Annotated in this window: 14 protein-coding genes; 5 read left to right on the top strand and 9 right to left on the bottom strand. The window is 58.7% G+C overall.

The window, feature by feature from the left end; genetic code table 11:
• Positions 1-56: 56 nt before the first annotated feature.
• Positions 57-617 carry a YaeQ family protein gene (locus M2367_RS10245; protein WP_042042825.1) on the top strand — a complete coding sequence of 187 codons (561 nt, stop codon included), beginning with the start codon at positions 57-59 and terminating at the stop codon, positions 615-617.
• A gap of 133 nt (positions 618-750) precedes the next feature.
• On the opposite strand, the gene minE is transcribed toward M2367_RS10245, so the two are convergent.
• The 3 genes from minE to minC are packed head-to-tail and all read right to left on the bottom strand — an operon-like array spanning position 751 to position 2,588.
• A complete protein-coding gene (minE, locus tag M2367_RS10240) occupies positions 751-1,017 on the bottom strand; it encodes a cell division topological specificity factor MinE (RefSeq protein ID WP_005895976.1) in 267 nt (88 codons plus the stop codon).
• A 2-nt stretch (positions 1,018-1,019) separates the two neighbouring features.
• Entirely contained in the window at positions 1,020-1,832 is an 813-nt protein-coding gene (gene minD / locus M2367_RS10235; RefSeq protein WP_005895973.1) for a septum site-determining protein MinD, read from the bottom strand.
• 18 nt (positions 1,833-1,850) lie between these two features.
• Positions 1,851-2,588, bottom strand: coding sequence for a septum site-determining protein MinC (gene minC, locus M2367_RS10230; protein ID WP_259236625.1), 738 nt, complete (start codon positions 2,586-2,588; stop codon positions 1,851-1,853).
• 106 nt (positions 2,589-2,694) lie between these two features.
• Between minC and M2367_RS10225 the strand changes: the two genes are divergently transcribed.
• Positions 2,695-2,979 carry a YcgL domain-containing protein gene (locus tag M2367_RS10225; RefSeq protein WP_224432787.1) on the top strand — a complete coding sequence of 95 codons (285 nt, stop codon included), beginning with the start codon at positions 2,695-2,697 and terminating at the stop codon, positions 2,977-2,979.
• 545 nt (positions 2,980-3,524) lie between these two features.
• Here the strand turns inward: M2367_RS10225 and M2367_RS10220 are convergent.
• From M2367_RS10220 to pabB, 5 genes are all read right to left on the bottom strand, one after another.
• Positions 3,525-4,895 (bottom strand): L-serine ammonia-lyase, encoded by a 1,371-nt coding sequence (locus M2367_RS10220; protein WP_042044442.1) that lies wholly within the window; start codon positions 4,893-4,895, stop codon positions 3,525-3,527.
• Positions 4,896-5,187: 292 nt separating this feature from the next.
• Positions 5,188-6,570, bottom strand: coding sequence for an L-serine ammonia-lyase (locus M2367_RS10215; RefSeq protein ID WP_224432788.1), 1,383 nt, complete (start codon positions 6,568-6,570; stop codon positions 5,188-5,190).
• Between the two features lie 140 nt (positions 6,571-6,710).
• Positions 6,711-8,009: an HAAAP family serine/threonine permease gene (locus M2367_RS10210; RefSeq protein WP_042044440.1), complete on the bottom strand. Its 1,299-nt coding sequence runs from the start codon at positions 8,007-8,009 to the stop codon at positions 6,711-6,713.
• Between the two features lie 216 nt (positions 8,010-8,225).
• The gene (locus tag M2367_RS10205) at positions 8,226-8,795 is read right to left on the bottom strand and encodes a CoA pyrophosphatase (RefSeq protein WP_259236624.1); all 570 of its coding nucleotides are present in this window, start codon (positions 8,793-8,795) and stop codon (positions 8,226-8,228) included.
• A complete protein-coding gene (pabB, locus tag M2367_RS10200) occupies positions 8,792-10,081 on the bottom strand; it encodes an aminodeoxychorismate synthase component I (protein WP_259236799.1) in 1,290 nt (429 codons plus the stop codon). The genes M2367_RS10205 and pabB overlap by 4 nt, the downstream gene beginning before the upstream one ends.
• Positions 10,082-10,368: 287 nt before the next feature.
• Here pabB and M2367_RS10195 point away from each other — a divergent pair, with 287 nt between their 5' ends.
• A complete protein-coding gene (locus tag M2367_RS10195) occupies positions 10,369-11,895 on the top strand; it encodes a fumarate hydratase (RefSeq protein WP_042044445.1) in 1,527 nt (508 codons plus the stop codon).
• A gap of 352 nt (positions 11,896-12,247) precedes the next feature.
• Here M2367_RS10195 and M2367_RS10190 read toward each other — a convergent pair whose 3' ends face one another.
• Positions 12,248-12,727 (bottom strand): cell division inhibitor, encoded by a 480-nt coding sequence (locus M2367_RS10190; RefSeq protein WP_224432792.1) that lies wholly within the window; start codon positions 12,725-12,727, stop codon positions 12,248-12,250.
• A gap of 229 nt (positions 12,728-12,956) precedes the next feature.
• Between M2367_RS10190 and M2367_RS10185 the strand changes: the two genes are divergently transcribed.
• Together M2367_RS10185 and M2367_RS10180 are read left to right on the top strand one after the other, a co-directional pair.
• Positions 12,957-13,157, top strand: coding sequence for a DUF4250 domain-containing protein (locus tag M2367_RS10185; RefSeq protein ID WP_042044437.1), 201 nt, complete (start codon positions 12,957-12,959; stop codon positions 13,155-13,157).
• A gap of 425 nt (positions 13,158-13,582) precedes the next feature.
• Positions 13,583-16,057 carry a glycogen/starch/alpha-glucan phosphorylase gene (locus M2367_RS10180; protein WP_259236623.1) on the top strand — a complete coding sequence of 825 codons (2,475 nt, stop codon included), beginning with the start codon at positions 13,583-13,585 and terminating at the stop codon, positions 16,055-16,057.
• Positions 16,058-16,088 lie beyond the last annotated feature (31 nt).

Here is a 16,088-nt window from a genome sequence, read left to right as displayed (position 1 = left end):
TTACACTGGCGGCCAATGTAATAGCGTCTCGTATTTTGCATCCCATAAGGTCCCTCATGGCTCTCAAGGCAACCGTATTCAAGGCCCAGCTCTCCCTCTCTGACATGGACAGGGGGCTCTATCAGGATTTCTCCCTCACCCTGGCTCGTCACCCCTCCGAAACCGACGAGCGCATGATGATCCGTCTCGCGGCCTTTGCCTGGCATGCGGCCGAGCGGCTCGAATTCACCAAGGGGCTGTCGGCGGACGATGAGCCCGAACTGTGGCGCAAGAGTTACTCCGATGAGATTGAACTCTGGATTGAGCTTGGCCAGCCCGATGAGCGCCGTCTCAAGAAGGCCTGTAACCGCTCGCGCCAAGTGGTGCTCTATCTCTACGGCGGCCGGGGTACCAGCGTCTGGTGGAAGCAGAATCAGGGCAAACTCAGTCAGCATGACAACCTCAGCATCATAGAGCTCAGCGACAGTCAGACCCTGCCCCTTGCGGCCATGATAGAGCGCACCATGCAGCTCACCTGCACCATCTCAGATGGTCAGCTGTGGGTGAGCAATGGCAAGGCGGAGGTGACGCTGGATCCTCTGATGCTGCAGGGCAAGCAGGCACACGAGCTGGTCTGAGCCCCCTGCATGTGCAGGACACTTCTCGGGGGTTCGCCGAGCGGCAAAGGGTGATTAAGCGATAAAAAAGAACCGGATCCTGGGTCGGGATCCGGTCTCATTGAGGGAAGGGGTCACGCATAGGGCGCCTGGCTTATCCCTTCTTGTCATCGGCGAAGGTGATATTGAGCTCGAGTACCGACAGCTCATCACTCTTCTTATCCAGCTGTACCGTGATCTTCTCAGGATCTATCTGCACGTACTTGCGGATCACGTCGAGGATATCTTGCTTGAGCTGGGGCAGGTAATCCGGCCCCCCTCTGGAAGAGCGCTCGTGGGCAACGATGATCTGCAGGCGCTCCTTGGCCGTCTGGGCCGTCGCCTGCTTCTTGGTCGAACGAAAATAATCAAAAATAGACATGCTTAACTCCCGAACAGACGGCTAAAGAAGCCCTTCTTTTCTTCTTGCAGGAAACGGAATTCGGTGGCGTCTCCCATCAGACGGGAAACGGCATCTTCATAGGCCTTGCCCGCATCGGACTCTTTGTCCAGGATGACGGGTTCTCCCGAGTTGGAGGCGCGCAGCACCGCCTGGGATTCCGGGATGACCCCGAGCAGCGGGATGGCAAGGATCTCCTGCACATCTTGCACACTCAGCATGTCACCACGGCTGACCCGGGTCGGGCAGTAGCGGGTGAGCAGCAGATGCTCCTTGATGGGATCTTCACCGCGCTCGGCCCGGCGAGACTTGGAGGCCAGGATCCCGAGGATCCGGTCCGAGTCGCGTACCGAGGAGACTTCCGGGTTGGTGGTGACGATGGCCTCGTCGGCAAAATAGAGTGCCATCAGAGCACCTGACTCTATCCCGGCGGGGGAGTCGCAGACGATGTACTCAAAACCCATCTCGCCCAGCTGATCCAGTATCTTCTCCACGCCTTCCTTGGTGAGGGCATCTTTGTCTCTGGTCTGGGAGGCGGGCAGGATAAAGAGATTCTCGCTGCGCTTGTCTTTGATCAGGGCCTGATTGAGGTTCGCCTCGCCATTGATGACGTTGACGAAGTCATAGACCACACGGCGCTCACAACCCATGATGAGGTCGAGATTACGCAGGCCGATATCGAAATCGATGACCACCGTTTTGTGGCCACGCTGGGCCAGCCCTGTACTCAATGCCGCGCTGGTGGTGGTCTTGCCAACGCCACCCTTGCCGGACGTAACGACTATGATTCGCGCCATTCTCGCTTCCTTGTAACTCTATTTGATTCGGTCTATTCGGAGTTGTTCTTGATCCAGCCGGATATGCACCGGCTGCTCAGTCTGGCCTGCTGGCAACGCATCGCTGAGCTGGAAGGTGCCCGCGATGGAGATGAGCTCGGCCTGTAATTGTTGGCAATAGATACGGGCATCGGTATTACCGCGCGCCCCGGCTATTGCCCGGCCCCGCAGGGCCCCGTAGATATGAATGCTGTCATCGGCCAGGACTTCGGCGCCTGGACTCACTGAACCGAGCACCACCAGCGAGGTTCCCGCCGCATAGATCTGCTGGCCGGACCGAACCGGGCCCACATGAACCTTGCTGGCAAGCAGGGGGGCGGGCACAGTGCTGGGCAGTGGCAGATCGACGACGGGCAGGTCGTTGGCGGTGGGTTTGGTCACAACCTCAGGCAGGGGATCCCCCTTGCGACTGCGGCCCGAGGCCATGACGGCCAGGCCTGCGGCCTTGGCGGCTATCTTCATGGCCTCGCTCTTGGCCCCTGTAATGCCAACCAGTACAAAGTCTTCCGACTCGACCAGCGCCTTGAGTTCGTCAAAATCCGGTTGTTGCTCGAGTTTTTCCACATTGAGCACCAGGGGCGCGCAATTGAAAAACTGGGGCGCCAATGCCACCTTGGTGGCCAATAACTGGCGTATCTTGTCCGGCGCGGCATCGTTGATATGCAACACAGAAATAGTGAAGGTAGTCCCTTTCAATTCGTTATCGCGCTCAACCATGACTTTCCCCGAGACAGAGACGGTAATCCGTTATTGTTATTGATGGTCTGATGTTATAGTTTGCCCACTTCCGAGGCAATAAACTCAATGGATTATATCAATTTCCATGTTGTGTGCAGTCTATAAAAGTCGCAAAAAAGCAGACACCTATCTCTTTGTTGAAAAAAGGGATGATTTTTCCCGGGTTCCGGCCCCCCTGATGCAGACCTTCGGCACGCCGCAACTGGTGCTGATGACCAAGCTCACCCCAGGCAAGCCCCTTGGCATGGCCAGCGTGAGCCGGGTGATGGAGGCGCTGAAGCTGCAAGGCTTCTACCTGCAGGTCCCCCCGCCGGTGGAGAATTTGCTCGAGCAGCACAAGCTGGCGCAAACGCCCCCACAGACCTCCTGATATTGCCGGACGCAACCTGTCGTTTGGTACTGTTGCGTCCTTGCGCGGGATGTTTTAATCCCGCATATCACAACTCGCCTTGTTTATTAGGCTCAGATCCACCCTGGCATTATTGCTGGCGGCCCCTGAGGGCGGCCGATAATGTCTGCGCGAGTGGAGGATGATAAAGTCTTTCGCCTTCGAATGAGCCTTGAAAATAATATTTTCAAACAGCGACCAACTTGTATAAATATACAGTTGTTTTCCCCCACCATTATTTTCATCGTCCCCCTTCTTCGTCTGAGTGCTCTCCTTTGACTCATTTGTGGGCAACGCCACCTCTTTTGGGGCAGGCTTGCCGTGAGCCGGAGGCCAGGCGACTGGCCAAGATCTGAGGGGAGGGGCGGCAGCGAGGGCCGATCAATGCCAGTGGTGGGATGGCGGCAAGGGGACTGGGCCCCCCCCGTGGTGAGGCGGTGATGGGGGCCGCCTGCCTCTTGGCGTGGCACATGACAGGCAGCAAAAAGGCGGGATAAATCCCGCCTTTTTCATGATGTGCGAAGCACTTATTCGCAGGCGACTTGCATCACCTTGATGGCCAGACCGCCACGGGAGGTTTCCCGGTACTTGGAGTCCATGTCCTTGCCGGTGATGTACATGGTCTCGATCACCTTGTCCAGGGAGACCCGCGGCTTGGAGGTGCGACGCAGGGCCATACGCGAGGAGTTGATCGCCTTCATGGAGGCGATGGCGTTGCGCTCGATGCAGGGCACCTGTACCTGGCCACCGACCGGATCGCAGGTCAGCCCCAGGTTGTGTTCCATGCCGATCTCGGCCGCTTCACACACCTGTTCCGGGCTGCCACCCATCAGTTCGGTCAGACCTGCGGCGGCCATGGAGCAGGAGACACCCACTTCGCCCTGGCAGCCGACTTCGGCGCCGGAGATGGAGGCGTTCATCTTGTAGAGCATGCCCACCGCAGCGGCGGCCAGATAGAAACGGGTGTATTCGTCGCGGCCAACCGGCTGGATGAACTTGTCGTAATAGGCCAGCACGGCGGGGATGATGCCGGCGGCGCCATTGGTGGGGGCCGTGACCACACGACCACCGGCGGCGTTCTCCTCACTCACTGCCAGGGCAAACATGTTGACCCAGTCGATGATGCTCATGGGATCGCTCGACAGGCTCTCGTTGGTGGTGAGCTGACGATAGAGGGGCGCGGCGCGGCGCGGTACCCGCAGGGGGCCGGCCAGTATCCCTTCGGTACGGCAGCCGCGCTCTATGCCTTCACGCATGGTGGTCCAGATCTTGCCAAGTTTCTTGTAGATCTCTTCCGGGGTGTTGAAGCACTTCTCGTTTTCCATCATCAGGGCGGAGATGGAGAGACCGGTCTGGCTGCTGTGGGCGAGAAGTTCGGCGGCGCTCTTGAACGGATAGCTGACGGGCATGTCACCGCTGTCGGCCTTGCCGAAGTTCTCTTCATCGACGATGAAGCCGCCACCGATGGAGTAGTAAGTCTTGCTGTAGAGCGCGGTGTCTTCGATGAAGGCAGTCAGCTTCATGCCGTTCTCATGCAGAGGCAGTGCCTCATCATGGAACACCATGGCTTCGCGGGGGAAGCTGACGGTATGGCAGTGCAGGCCGATCGGCAGGCGGCCGGTCTGCTCGACCCGGGAGATGAACTCGGGGATGCCGTCGATATCGACATTTTCTGGCAGGTTGCCGGCCAGACCCATGATGATAGCGGTATCGGTATGGTGACCCTTGCCGGTCCAGGAGAGGGAACCATAAACGTCAACCTGGATCCGGGTGATGTCGCGGATCTTGCCGCCAGCACGCAATTCATCCACAAACTGCTTGGCCGCTTTCATCGGGCCGACAGTGTGGGAGGAGGAGGGGCCAACACCGATTTTGAAAATATCAAAAACGCTGATCATCTAATAGTTACCTCTGGGTAGAAGCCGACGTGTTGCCAGCTTGCAAAAAGGGGGTGATCCATGGCGCTTGCGTCGTGACATCGCCCTAAGGTCCTGGACCTGATAACGGCAGTGTAACGCGACTCGCCTTAAAAAAAGTTGAAATAGATCTATTTTTGTTGAATCAAAGGCCGCGAGTATAAAATTTATTTTGATGCTTATCCATTTTGTTAAGCGCTTCGCAAACGTTTTGCAAAAAAATACCCGGCCAGGCCGGGTATCGCAGGATAAATGAGGCTCGAATGGCCTTTTGTTAACACTCGGTGATGTTCACCGCCAGGCCACCCCGGGCCGTCTCCTTGTACTTGGTCTTCATGTCGTTGCCAGTTTCCCACATGGTCTTGATCACCTTGTCGAGGGACACCTTGTGCTCACCGGTGCCACGCAGGGCGAGGCGGGCGGCGTTGATCGCCTTGACCGCGCCCATGGCGTTGCGCTCTATGCAGGGCACCTGTACCAGGCCACCGACCGGATCGCAGGTCAGGCCCAGATTGTGCTCCATGCCTATCTCGGCGGCGTTCTCTACGATGGCCGGGCTGCCGCCGAGCAGTTCGGCCAGGGCGCCTGCCGCCATGGAGCAGGCGACCCCGACTTCACCCTGACAACCCACCTCGGCACCGGACAAGGAGGCGTTCTTCTTATAGAGGATGCCGATGGCGGCGGCGGTGAGGAAGTAGCGCACCAGCAGATCGTCATCCACGGTGCGCACGAAGCGATCGTAATAGTGCAGCACGGCGGGAATGATGCCGGCCGCGCCATTGGTGGGGGCCGTCACCACTCGTCCACCGGCGGCATTCTCTTCGTTGACGGCCAGGGCAAAGAGATCGACCCACTCCATCACCATCAGCGGATCTTTATTGAAGTTGGTCTCGGCGCTGAGCTGACGAAGCAGCGCCGGGGCACGTCTGCGCACCTTGAGTCCGCCGGGCAGTACTCCCTCCTGCTGACAACCCCGCGTCACGCAGCCTTTCATCGCCTGCCAGATCTTGCGCAGGCCAGCGATGATCTCTTGTTCGCTGCGAAACACCTTCTCGTTGGCCAGCATGAGCCCGGACACCGAGAGGCCGCTCTCCTGGCAGTGGGCCAGCAGCTGGGCGCCGCTGTCGAACGGGTAGGGAATGGGGTGATCCGCCTCGAATTTAGCCGCCTCTTCGCGGGCGTTGGCGAAGTGGCTCTCTTCGATGATGAAGCCGCCACCGATGGAGTAGTAAGTCTGGGACAGCAACAGCTCCTGACCGTCATAGGCGCGCAAGGTCATGCCGTTGGAGTGGGCGGGCAGGGTTTTGCGGCGGTTGAAGATGATGGCGCCATTGCGGGGGAAAGCGCTTGGCTGCTCGCCGGCCAGCATAAGGGTCTGACTCTGCTCGACCCCGGTCAGGAAGGCGGGGATCCCTTCGATGTCGACACTGTCCGGTTCAAAGCCTGCCAGTCCCAGAATGATGGCCTTGCCGGTGCCATGGCCTTTGCCGGTCTGGCCGAGGGAGCCGTAGCATTCTGTCTCGACCCTGCCGGTGCGAGCCAGCAGCTTAGCTGCCTTGAGCTGGGTCACGAAGGCATGGGCGGCCCGCATGGGACCAACGGTGTGGGAGGATGAGGGGCCTATTCCGATGGAAAACAGGTCGAAGACACTGATCATGACATCACTCCGATTATGGGTTTTGTCTAAACATTGTAAATTTTTTGTAGTCGATGGGAAGAGGGGGAACTGAGGGATGTGATGGCCGCATGAAAAAGGGCTGCCGAGGCAGCCCTTTTGATCCCGTTATCCGCGTCGGCTTAGCCGAACAGCTGATAGAGGATGGCGGAGATGGCGATGAGGCCCATGGCGGTCACGAACAGGTTGCTGATCTGACCCTGATACTTGGCCATGGCAGGGACGCGCTTGATGGCGTACATCGGCATGATGAACAGTATGGTGGCGATGATGGGGCCACCCAGGGATTCAATCATGCCCAGGATAGAGGGGTTGACCACGGCAACGACCCAGAGGGTGATGATGAAGAAGCCGATGATGATCATGTCGATCAGCTTGTGGTTTGCCTCTTTACCTGAGCTGCGCAGCTGCTGGACGATCAGCCCTTTGAGACCTTCACGGGCACCCAGATAGTGACCGAAGAAGGAGGAGACGATGGCCACGAACGCCACCAGAGGACCGAAGTAGGAGATGATCGGGCTCTCGTGCTGGTTGGCCAGGTAGGAGAGAACGGCGATGTTCTGGGCCTTGGCTTCAGCCAGCTGGGCCGGGCTCAGGCTCATGACGCAGGAGAAGACGAAGAACATCACGAAGCCCAGCAGCAGCATGGCGGTGCGCTTCAAGATGGCATCGGACTTGGCCACGGCATTGTCGCCGTGCTCGCGACGTTGCGCCAGGGCGAAGCTGGAGATGGCCGGGCTGTGGTTGAAGGAGAACACCAGTACCGGGATGGTCAGCCACAGGGTGGTGGCGAAATCCTTGCCGGAGGGAACCTGGGAGAGAGCGGCACCGCTCCACTCGGGGATCAGGTAAAGGGAGATGCCCGCCAGTATGGCGATCAGGGGATAGACCAGGAACTGGGTCACCTTGAGCATCAGCTTCTCACCGGCCAGCATCACGGACATCATGCCCATGATCAGCACGATGGAGAGGATCCAGCGCGGGGGCGGCGTCATCTGCAACTGGTTGACGATGAAGCTGTCGACCGTGTTGGTGATGCCCACACCGTAGATGAGGACGATGGGGTAGATGGCAAAGAAGTAGAGCAAGGTGATGAGCTTGCCGGCGCCGACGCCGAAATGCTCTTCCACGACTTCAGTGATATCCGCGTTCGGCTTCTTGGAAGAGAGCACGAAACGGGCCAGACCACGGTGGGCCAGATAGGTCATGGGACCGACCAGCAGCGCCATGCAGACCAGCGGCCAGAAGCCACCCATACCCGCATTGATTGGCAAGAACAGGATGCCGGCACCGACGGCGGTACCAAACAGGCTGATGACCCAGGTGGTATCCTGTTTTCCCCAACTACGAGATTGAACGGAGCTTGTTCCTTGCTCCTTGGCGACCGCAGCGTCCTGTGCGTGAGAGACGGTATTTGACATGTGTCTGACCCCAGATGTGTAGTTTTTATTAATCCGGCGCAAGGATACTGGCTTTGCAGGTAAAAATGTTGATCAAATTCACTTTTCCATCGTCGAAACCCGTACTTTTTTATGGAAACGTGATCAAAAGAAGATAATTTCAATTTTTGTTTATCATTTGCGGTGTTATTTGAATGTTAAATCCCGCATTTGCTTCGACATTGTGTAACGAAAAGGTTATCGCGCTATCTGGGCGATGAGTTGCCTGATCATGCTGGCGGTGGCTCCCCAGATGTATCTGTGCTGCCAGGGGATCCAGTGGAGCTCATAGTGCTGGCCACGGCGTTGTACCGGCATGCTGACATAGTTGCCCAGGTCTTGCAGATGGGCGAGGGGGACCTCGAAGGCGGCGGTGACCTCATCGGCATTGAGTTGCAACCGGTAGTCGGCGTCGAGCAGGCCAACCACGGGCAGCACCTCGAAGCGCGATACCGTAGGCAGCCTGGGCAGATGGCCGAGCAGCTGGATCTGATCGGCGGCGATGCCTATCTCTTCCCGGGTCTCCCGCAGCGCCGTCTGGTAGAGAGTGTCATCGCCGGGATCCTGGCGCCCGCCGGGAAAACTGATCTCCCCGGCGTGGTGGCGAAGGTGCCGGCTGCGTTCTGTAAGCAAGAGATGCAGGCCATCGGCCCGCTCGACCAGGGGCATCAACACCGCCGCCGGACTCAGTGCCGGGGCAGGGGCGCGCAGGGGGGCGAGCGGCAGGCGTTGCAGCAGGAAGCGGGTCAGCAGCTCGGCGTGGGTCATGACGATGGCTGCTCGAGCAAAGGCAGGATCCGCGCCAATTTATCAAAGGTCTCCTGGTATTCGCTGTCGACCTCGGAGTCGGCGATGATGCCGCCCCCCGCCCAGCAGTAAAGGTGCCCTTCGGTGGCGAGCAGGGTACGAATGCAGATGCTGGTGTCCATGCGGCCATGCTGGCTCAGATAGCCAATGCTGCCGCAGTAGCCGTTGCGTCTGTGGGGTTCGAGCTCCTCGATGATCCCCATGGCGCGGATCTTGGGGGCCCCCGTGATGGAGCCGCCAGGGAAGCAGGCACGCAGCAGATCCACCCCTTGCCAGGGGCTATCCAGCTCCCCATGGATGGTTGACACCAGGTGATGTACCGCCGGGAAGGATTCGACGGCAAATAGCTGTGGCACGCAGACGGTGCCCGGTCGACTGACCCGGCCTATGTCGTTGCGCAGCAGATCGACGATCATCAGATTCTCGGATCTGTCCTTCTCGGCGCTCGCCAGTTCCCGGGCGCTGGCGGCATCGGCCAGGGGATCGGATTGGCGGGGGCGGGTGCCCTTGATGGGCTTGGTCTCTATATGACGGCCATCGAGCAGCAAGAAACGCTCGGGGGAGAGGCTCAGTACGGCGCTACCCGGCAGACGCAGGAAGGCGGAGAAGGGGGCGGCATTGGCGGCGCGCAGCCGCAGGTAGGCGAGCCACTCGTCACCCTGATAGGGGGCCTTGAAGCGCTGGGTGAGATTGATCTGGTAGCAATCCCCCGCGGCCAGGTAATCCTGAATGCGGGCGAATTTGGCGCCATATTCACTGCGACTCATATTGCTCTGCCAGGGGCCACGCAGCTGAAAGGCTGAGGGCTCAGGCGCTCGTTGCGCATGCCACCAGGCGAGACGGCGGGCCAGCCCGGCGGCATCCCCCCAATGTACCAGCTGCCACTGCTGATGGGCCTTGTCATGAATGAGGGCCCAATCATAGATGCCGACCGCCATGTCGGGGATGGTCAAATCGGCCTCGGCCTGCACGGGCAGCCGCTCGAAGTGTCGACCCAGATCGTAACCAAACAGCCCCAGGGCGCCGCCGATAAAGGGGAGGCTGCAACCAGAGGGCTCGCACTCCCCGAGCAGCGCTTCTTGGGTGCGGGCCAGCAGGCTGAGCGGGTCTTCCGTCAAGGTCTGTGAGGCACCATCTTGCCACCGCTGAGTCAGCGCGTCCCGGGTCGTCAGGGTCGCCCGGGGATCGGCGGTGATGATGTCGAAGCGGTTGTCCGGGCCCATGGCTCCCATGGACTCAAGCAGCATGGCCCAGGGCTGATGTTGCAGCCGGGCAAACAGGGTTGCCCCGTCAGTTGTGTCAGGGAGGGGGTGAATGTGCAGTGCTGGTTTCATTTTTTGTTACACAGGCAACAGTTTGCGCGCTGGTCCCTAGCCGGTATGGGGGGCTAAGCGTATCATAGTGGCCGCGAATGTTAGAACAGACACGCCGCGCCTCGACATGGGAAGGGAGTTGAATGTCTCTCCCTGGCGCGGCCAATATGGAAGCCCTTGCTTTGCTGCCGTTCGTGAAGACAAGGACCAGTGAGGATGATATGAGCATCATAAAAAAACAGGATTTTATCGATTCCGTCGAAGGCGCCCTGCAGTACATCTCCTACTACCACCCCCTCGATTTTGTCAACGCCATGAAAGAGGCCTATGACAAGGAAGCCAACCCGGCTGCCAAAGATGCCCTGGCCCAGATCCTGATCAACTCCCGCATGGCCGCTGAGGGACGCCGTCCGCTCTGCCAGGATACGGGTATCGTTACCTGCTTCGTCAAAATCGGCATGCAGGTGCAGTGGGAGTCGGATCTCACGGTGCAACAGATGGTGGACGAAGGGGTGCGCCGCGCTTACACCAATCCCGATAACCCGCTGCGGGCCAGCATAGTGGCCGACCCGGCCGGTAGCCGCAAGAACACCAAAGACAACACCCCGGCCGTGGTGCACATCGACATGGTGCCAGGGGACAAGGTTGAGGTGAGCGTCGCGGCCAAGGGCGGTGGCTCAGAGAACAAATCCAAGATGGCAATGCTCAACCCCTCGGACGATATCGTCGAGTGGGTGCTGAAAACCGTGCCCACCATGGGCGCGGGCTGGTGCCCGCCTGGTATGCTGGGTATTGGCATTGGCGGCACCGCAGAGAAGGCAGCGGTGCTGGCCAAAGAGTCGCTGATGGAGCACATCGACATTCAGGAGCTCAAGGCGCGCGGTGCCCAGACCACGGAAGAGAAGCTGCGTCTCGAGCTCCATGACAAGGTCAACAAGCTCGGTATCGGGGCTCAGGGGCTGGGCGGCCTCACCACAGTGCTGGATGTGAAGATAAAGTCGGCGCCGACCCATGCGGCCTCCAAACCCGTGGTGATGATCCCCAACTGCGCCGCTACCCGCCATGTTCACTTCGAACTTGACGGCTCAGGCCCTGCCGAACTGGCCGCCCCCTCGCTGGCCGACTGGCCCGAGATCACCTGGGAAGTGGGTGACAATGTGCGCCGGGTCAATGTGGATACGGTGACGCGCGATGAGATAGCGACCTGGCAGAGCGGCGAAACCGTGCTGCTCTCTGGCAAGATCCTGACCGGACGGGACGCCGCCCACAAGCGCATCGCCGACATGTTGAAAAATGGCGAAGGTCTGCCAGAGGGGGTCGACTTCACCAACCGCTTCATCTATTACGTCGGCCCGGTGGATGCGGTACGAGACGAAGTGGTCGGCCCGGCTGGCCCCACCACCTCGACCCGGATGGACAAGTTCACCGAGATGATGCTCGGCGACACGGGGCTCATCGGCATGATAGGCAAATCGGAGCGTGGCCCGGCAACGGTCGAGAGCATTCGCCAGCACAAAGCGGTTTATCTGATGGCTGTCGGTGGCGCCGCCTATCTGGTGGCCAAGGCCATCAAGAAGGCGCGGGTCGTCGCCTTTGCCGACCTTGGCATGGAAGCCATCTATGAGTTCGAGGTGGAGAATATGCCGGTCACCGTGGCCGTGGACTCCAGTGGCAATAATGTCCACGAGACAGGTCCGGCCATCTGGTCAGCCAAGATTGCCGAGCTCGACGGCAAGCTCTCTTCCTGAGTCATCAAAAGCGCCAACCCAGATCCAGACATGATCTGGCACGGCGTCAGCTCACACGGCGGCCCCAGGGCCGCCGTGTTGTTTTGGCAAGATGCTCCCGGGACTCCTCCCCATCACCCATCTGTTGCTCCTCTCTCCCTGAGAATGAAACATCGGCCCCTGACCGGGCTGACGAGGCGTTATACCGCCAAGCCTCCCCAACCCCATCGAAACGATCGTCAACCGATGCGCCACAGAGCGATGGCTGCCACATGGGTGGCCTGCACGCTGCACTCTGAAATCGGCCAAGCCGTCATGAACCTCAATCGCTAGCACTGATGGCCTCTATACGGTTGTCTCACCGCGAGGGGGGTCAGTGGTTGAGGTAGATATCTTGCCCTGCATAGTGCACGGCCTTGTCGGTGGCGGCCTGAGCATGGAAGTAGTGGGTCAGCACCCCATGGTGCTGGCTCAAGTGATGGAGGCGGCCGGTGTCCAGACTGATGGTCTCTGGCAGCCAGGTCAGTACGGCGGCGCAGCGACTCTGGCTGAGGGCTTGTTCCAGGGTGCGCTGCCAGTTCTTGATCTTGTGGCCATGGACGACCAGCACATGGGCTGGATTGATGCCATTGGCTTGCAGTTGGGCCGCAATGGGCAGACCCGGGGGGGCGATCAGCAGGATCCAGCCTTTTGCCGCCTGGCTCGCCTGGCTCAGGGCACCCAGCAGTTGCGAGCCACTGAATTCGGCCCCCGCGGCGGGGGAACTTGGCCGGCGACTCAGATAGCGGGTCGGCCAGGGTTGGGTCAGTCCGGCGATAAGGGGGGCAAGAGGGCGGCTCATTGGCTGGTTCATCTGCGTTTCCTGTATGAATTACCATGCTGTATGTGTATACAGTAGTTGTATCTCCTCCATCAGACAAGCCGTTTATGCTCAAAAATGTGACATTGGTTGCATGCCATGCTCATATCTTATTGATATATACGATTTAAATTTTTATTCAGGGCGTGTGCCTTGTGTGAGAAATGGACAACCCTGCGATAAGGGACCATGGTTATACAGGGTTTAACAGAGGAGCCGTACCATGGATGCCAGTACTTTGCAGCGCCTGGATGCCAATATCTTGCTGGGCATCGTCAATGAGAAGCTAAGGCTCGAATGCGACAATCTCGACGAGCTGCTTGCTTACTACGACATGAGCGAGGATCAGCTTGCCACCCGTCTGCAGCAAATTGGTTATCAATATGACGGGGTCAGCAACCAGTTTAAATCCAGGCTTTTGTGAGTCCGATTTAAGCTCGGTCAACTCGCCAGGATAAAACAGCCGCCTATCTGGCGGCTGTTTTACAATCGGTGACGGGATCATTGAGGAAGGTTGAATTGAAAACGATTTCAAGGTGTTAACTATTTTCAGATATTTTCAAGCTATTTGAAATCCATGCAAGTGCTGAAAACCTATTCATAGTTTTTATTTTGAATTTAATTCATAACAGCATGAATTATAAGTATTTTGTTGTTGTTTTCGAAAGGGGTGCAGGAAAGGGTTTTCATGGTAAAACTGTCATTTATATACGTTAAACTGTGACTTGCGTTAACTTTTCTGGCAACGTCATTAGCTAGTATGCCCACGCCGGAACATATTCTCAGATAACAATAACCCCGGTCCCTGGCGGGCAATCAAATTATTTAAGTAACGAAGGAAACAGCGTTATGGCTACCAAGAAGAAGACAGAGCTGGATCTGCAACTGAACAAGGATCAGCTCAAGGCGAGCATAGTGCGCCATCTGCGCGCTACGCTGGGCACTAGCGAACAGAAAGCCTCACCTCAAGCCTGGTGGAAGGCGACCGCCGCCGCCGTCAATGAACAGGTGTACGAACGGCTGACCCGCACCCAGCAGACTCATTTCAACAAAGATACCCGAGCGATCCACTACTTCTCGGCCGAATTCCTGATGGGGCGACTGACCTCCAACAACCTGCATAACCTCTCCCTCTACAGTATCTGTGAAGAGGCGTTGCGCGAGCTGGGCCTGGAGCTGACCGATCTGTGCGAGCAGGAGCCTGACATGGCCCTCGGCAACGGTGGTCTGGGTCGGCTCGCCGCCTGCTTCATCGATTCACTCGCCACCCTGAACTACCCGGCGGTAGGTTATGGTCTGCATTATGAGCACGGCCTGTTTCGTCAGGAGATCCAGGATGGTCGCCAAATTGAGCGCCCGGACTCCTGGCGTGAATATGGCAACCCCTGGGAGATCTGCCGTCCCGAGTCGGTGCAGGAGATCCCCCTGTATGGCTACGTCGAGACGGTCTTTGGCGACAACGGTGGCCTGAAGAAGGTGTGGCATGCCGGTCGCAAGATCAAAGGGGTGCCTTGGGATATCCCCGTGGTCGGTTTTGGCGGTCACACCGTCAACATATTGCGGTTGTGGGAGTCCCGCGCCTCCGAGTTCTTCGATTGGGATGTGTTCAACGCCGGGGGCTATGTCGACTCCCAGGCGGAGAAGGCCCAGGCCGAGACCATCTCCAAGGTGCTCTACCCGAACGACGAGACAGATGCAGGCAAAGAGCTGCGCCTGATCCAGCAGTACTTCTTCTGTGCCTGCTCCATCAAGGACATCATGCGCCGCTACAAGCGGGTGCATGGCAGCGACTTCACCAACTTTGCCGCCCAGATTGCCATCCAGCTCAACGATACCCACCCGACAGTGGCTATCCCCGAACTGATGCGGGTGCTGGTGGACGAAGAGGATCTGCATTGGGATGCGGCCTGGGCCATCTGCTACCAGGTCTTCTCCTACACCAACCACACCCTGCTGCCAGAGGCCCTGGAGAAGTGGAGCGTCAGCCTGTTCGAGAAGGTGTTGCCCCGTCATCTCGAGATAGTCTACGAGATCAATGCCCGCTTCCTTGGGGATCTGGTCGAGGTCAAGTGGCCGGGGGATGATGCCATCAAGGCCAAGCTCTCCATCATCGAAGAGGGGGAGGTACGCAAGGTGCGCATGGGCAACCTGTGCGTGATCGGCTCCTCCAAGGTGAATGGCGTGGCCGAGATCCACTCCAAGCTGGTGAAAGAAGATCTCTTCCCCGAATTTGCCGCGCTCTGGCCCGACAAGATGTGCAACGTCACCAACGGGGTCACCCCCCGTCGCTGGTTGCTGGCCTGCAACCCCGAGCTCGCCGCCCTCTATGACGAGGTGGTGGGCAAGGAGTGGCCGCTGCAGCTGGACAAGCTGCGCGGCGTGGTCAAGTTTGCCGACGACAAGGCGTTCCAGCAGCAGTTCATGACCATCAAGCGTCATAACAAGGAGAAGCTGGTCAAGGTGATCAAGGCCGAGACCGGGATCGAGGTGGATGCCAATGCCATCTTCGATATCCAGATCAAGCGCCTGCATGAGTACAAGCGTCAGCAGTTGAACCTCATCCACATCATGGCGCTCTATCGTCGCCTGCTGGCCAACCCCGACTATGACATGCACCCGAGGGTGTTCATCTTCGGCTCCAAGGCCGCGCCCGGCTACAAGCTGGCCAAAGACATCATCTATGCCATCAACAAGCTGGCGGAGCGGGTCAATAACGATACCCGCATCCAGGGCAAGCTGAAGGTGGTGTTCATGCCGAACTACCGGGTCAGCCTGGCGGAGAAGATGATCCCGGCCGCCGACGTCTCCGAGCAGATCTCTACCGCTGGCTACGAGGCGTCGGGCACCGGCAACATGAAGCTGGCATTGAACGGTGCCATCACCATCGGCACCCTGGATGGCGCCAACATAGAGATAGTGGAGGAGGCGGGGGCCGAGCATTGCGCCATCTTCGGTCTGAACGTGGATGAGGTGAAGGCGTTGAAGGCGCGGGGTTACAACCCCTACGACTTCTACTATGCCAACTCCGAGCTCAAGGCCGTGCTGGACTGGTTCGATACCGACTACTTCACGCCGGGCAAGCCGGGGGAGCTCTCCTCCATCAAGCGCTCCTTGCTGGAAGGGGGGGATCCTTACCTGACCCTGGCCGATTTTGCCGCCTACTCGGACGCGCACAAGCTGATCGATACCTGGTATCGGGATCCGGCGCTGTGGGCCAAGAAGGCGATCATCAACTCGGCCACCATGGGCAAGTTCAACTCCGACCGCTCCATCCAGGACTACGTGGATCGGATCTGGAACCTGAGTGCCTGCAAGATCGGCTAATCCCCATCAGATCTGAAGAACCCCGCATTGC

The sequence above is a fragment of the Aeromonas sp. BIGb0445 genome, assembly GCF_024809075.1.
Lineage (GTDB): Bacteria > Pseudomonadota > Gammaproteobacteria > Enterobacterales > Aeromonadaceae > Aeromonas > Aeromonas rivuli.
Note: the sequence above shows the minus strand (reverse complement) of the source record. Positions and strands in the feature narration are given on the sequence as shown.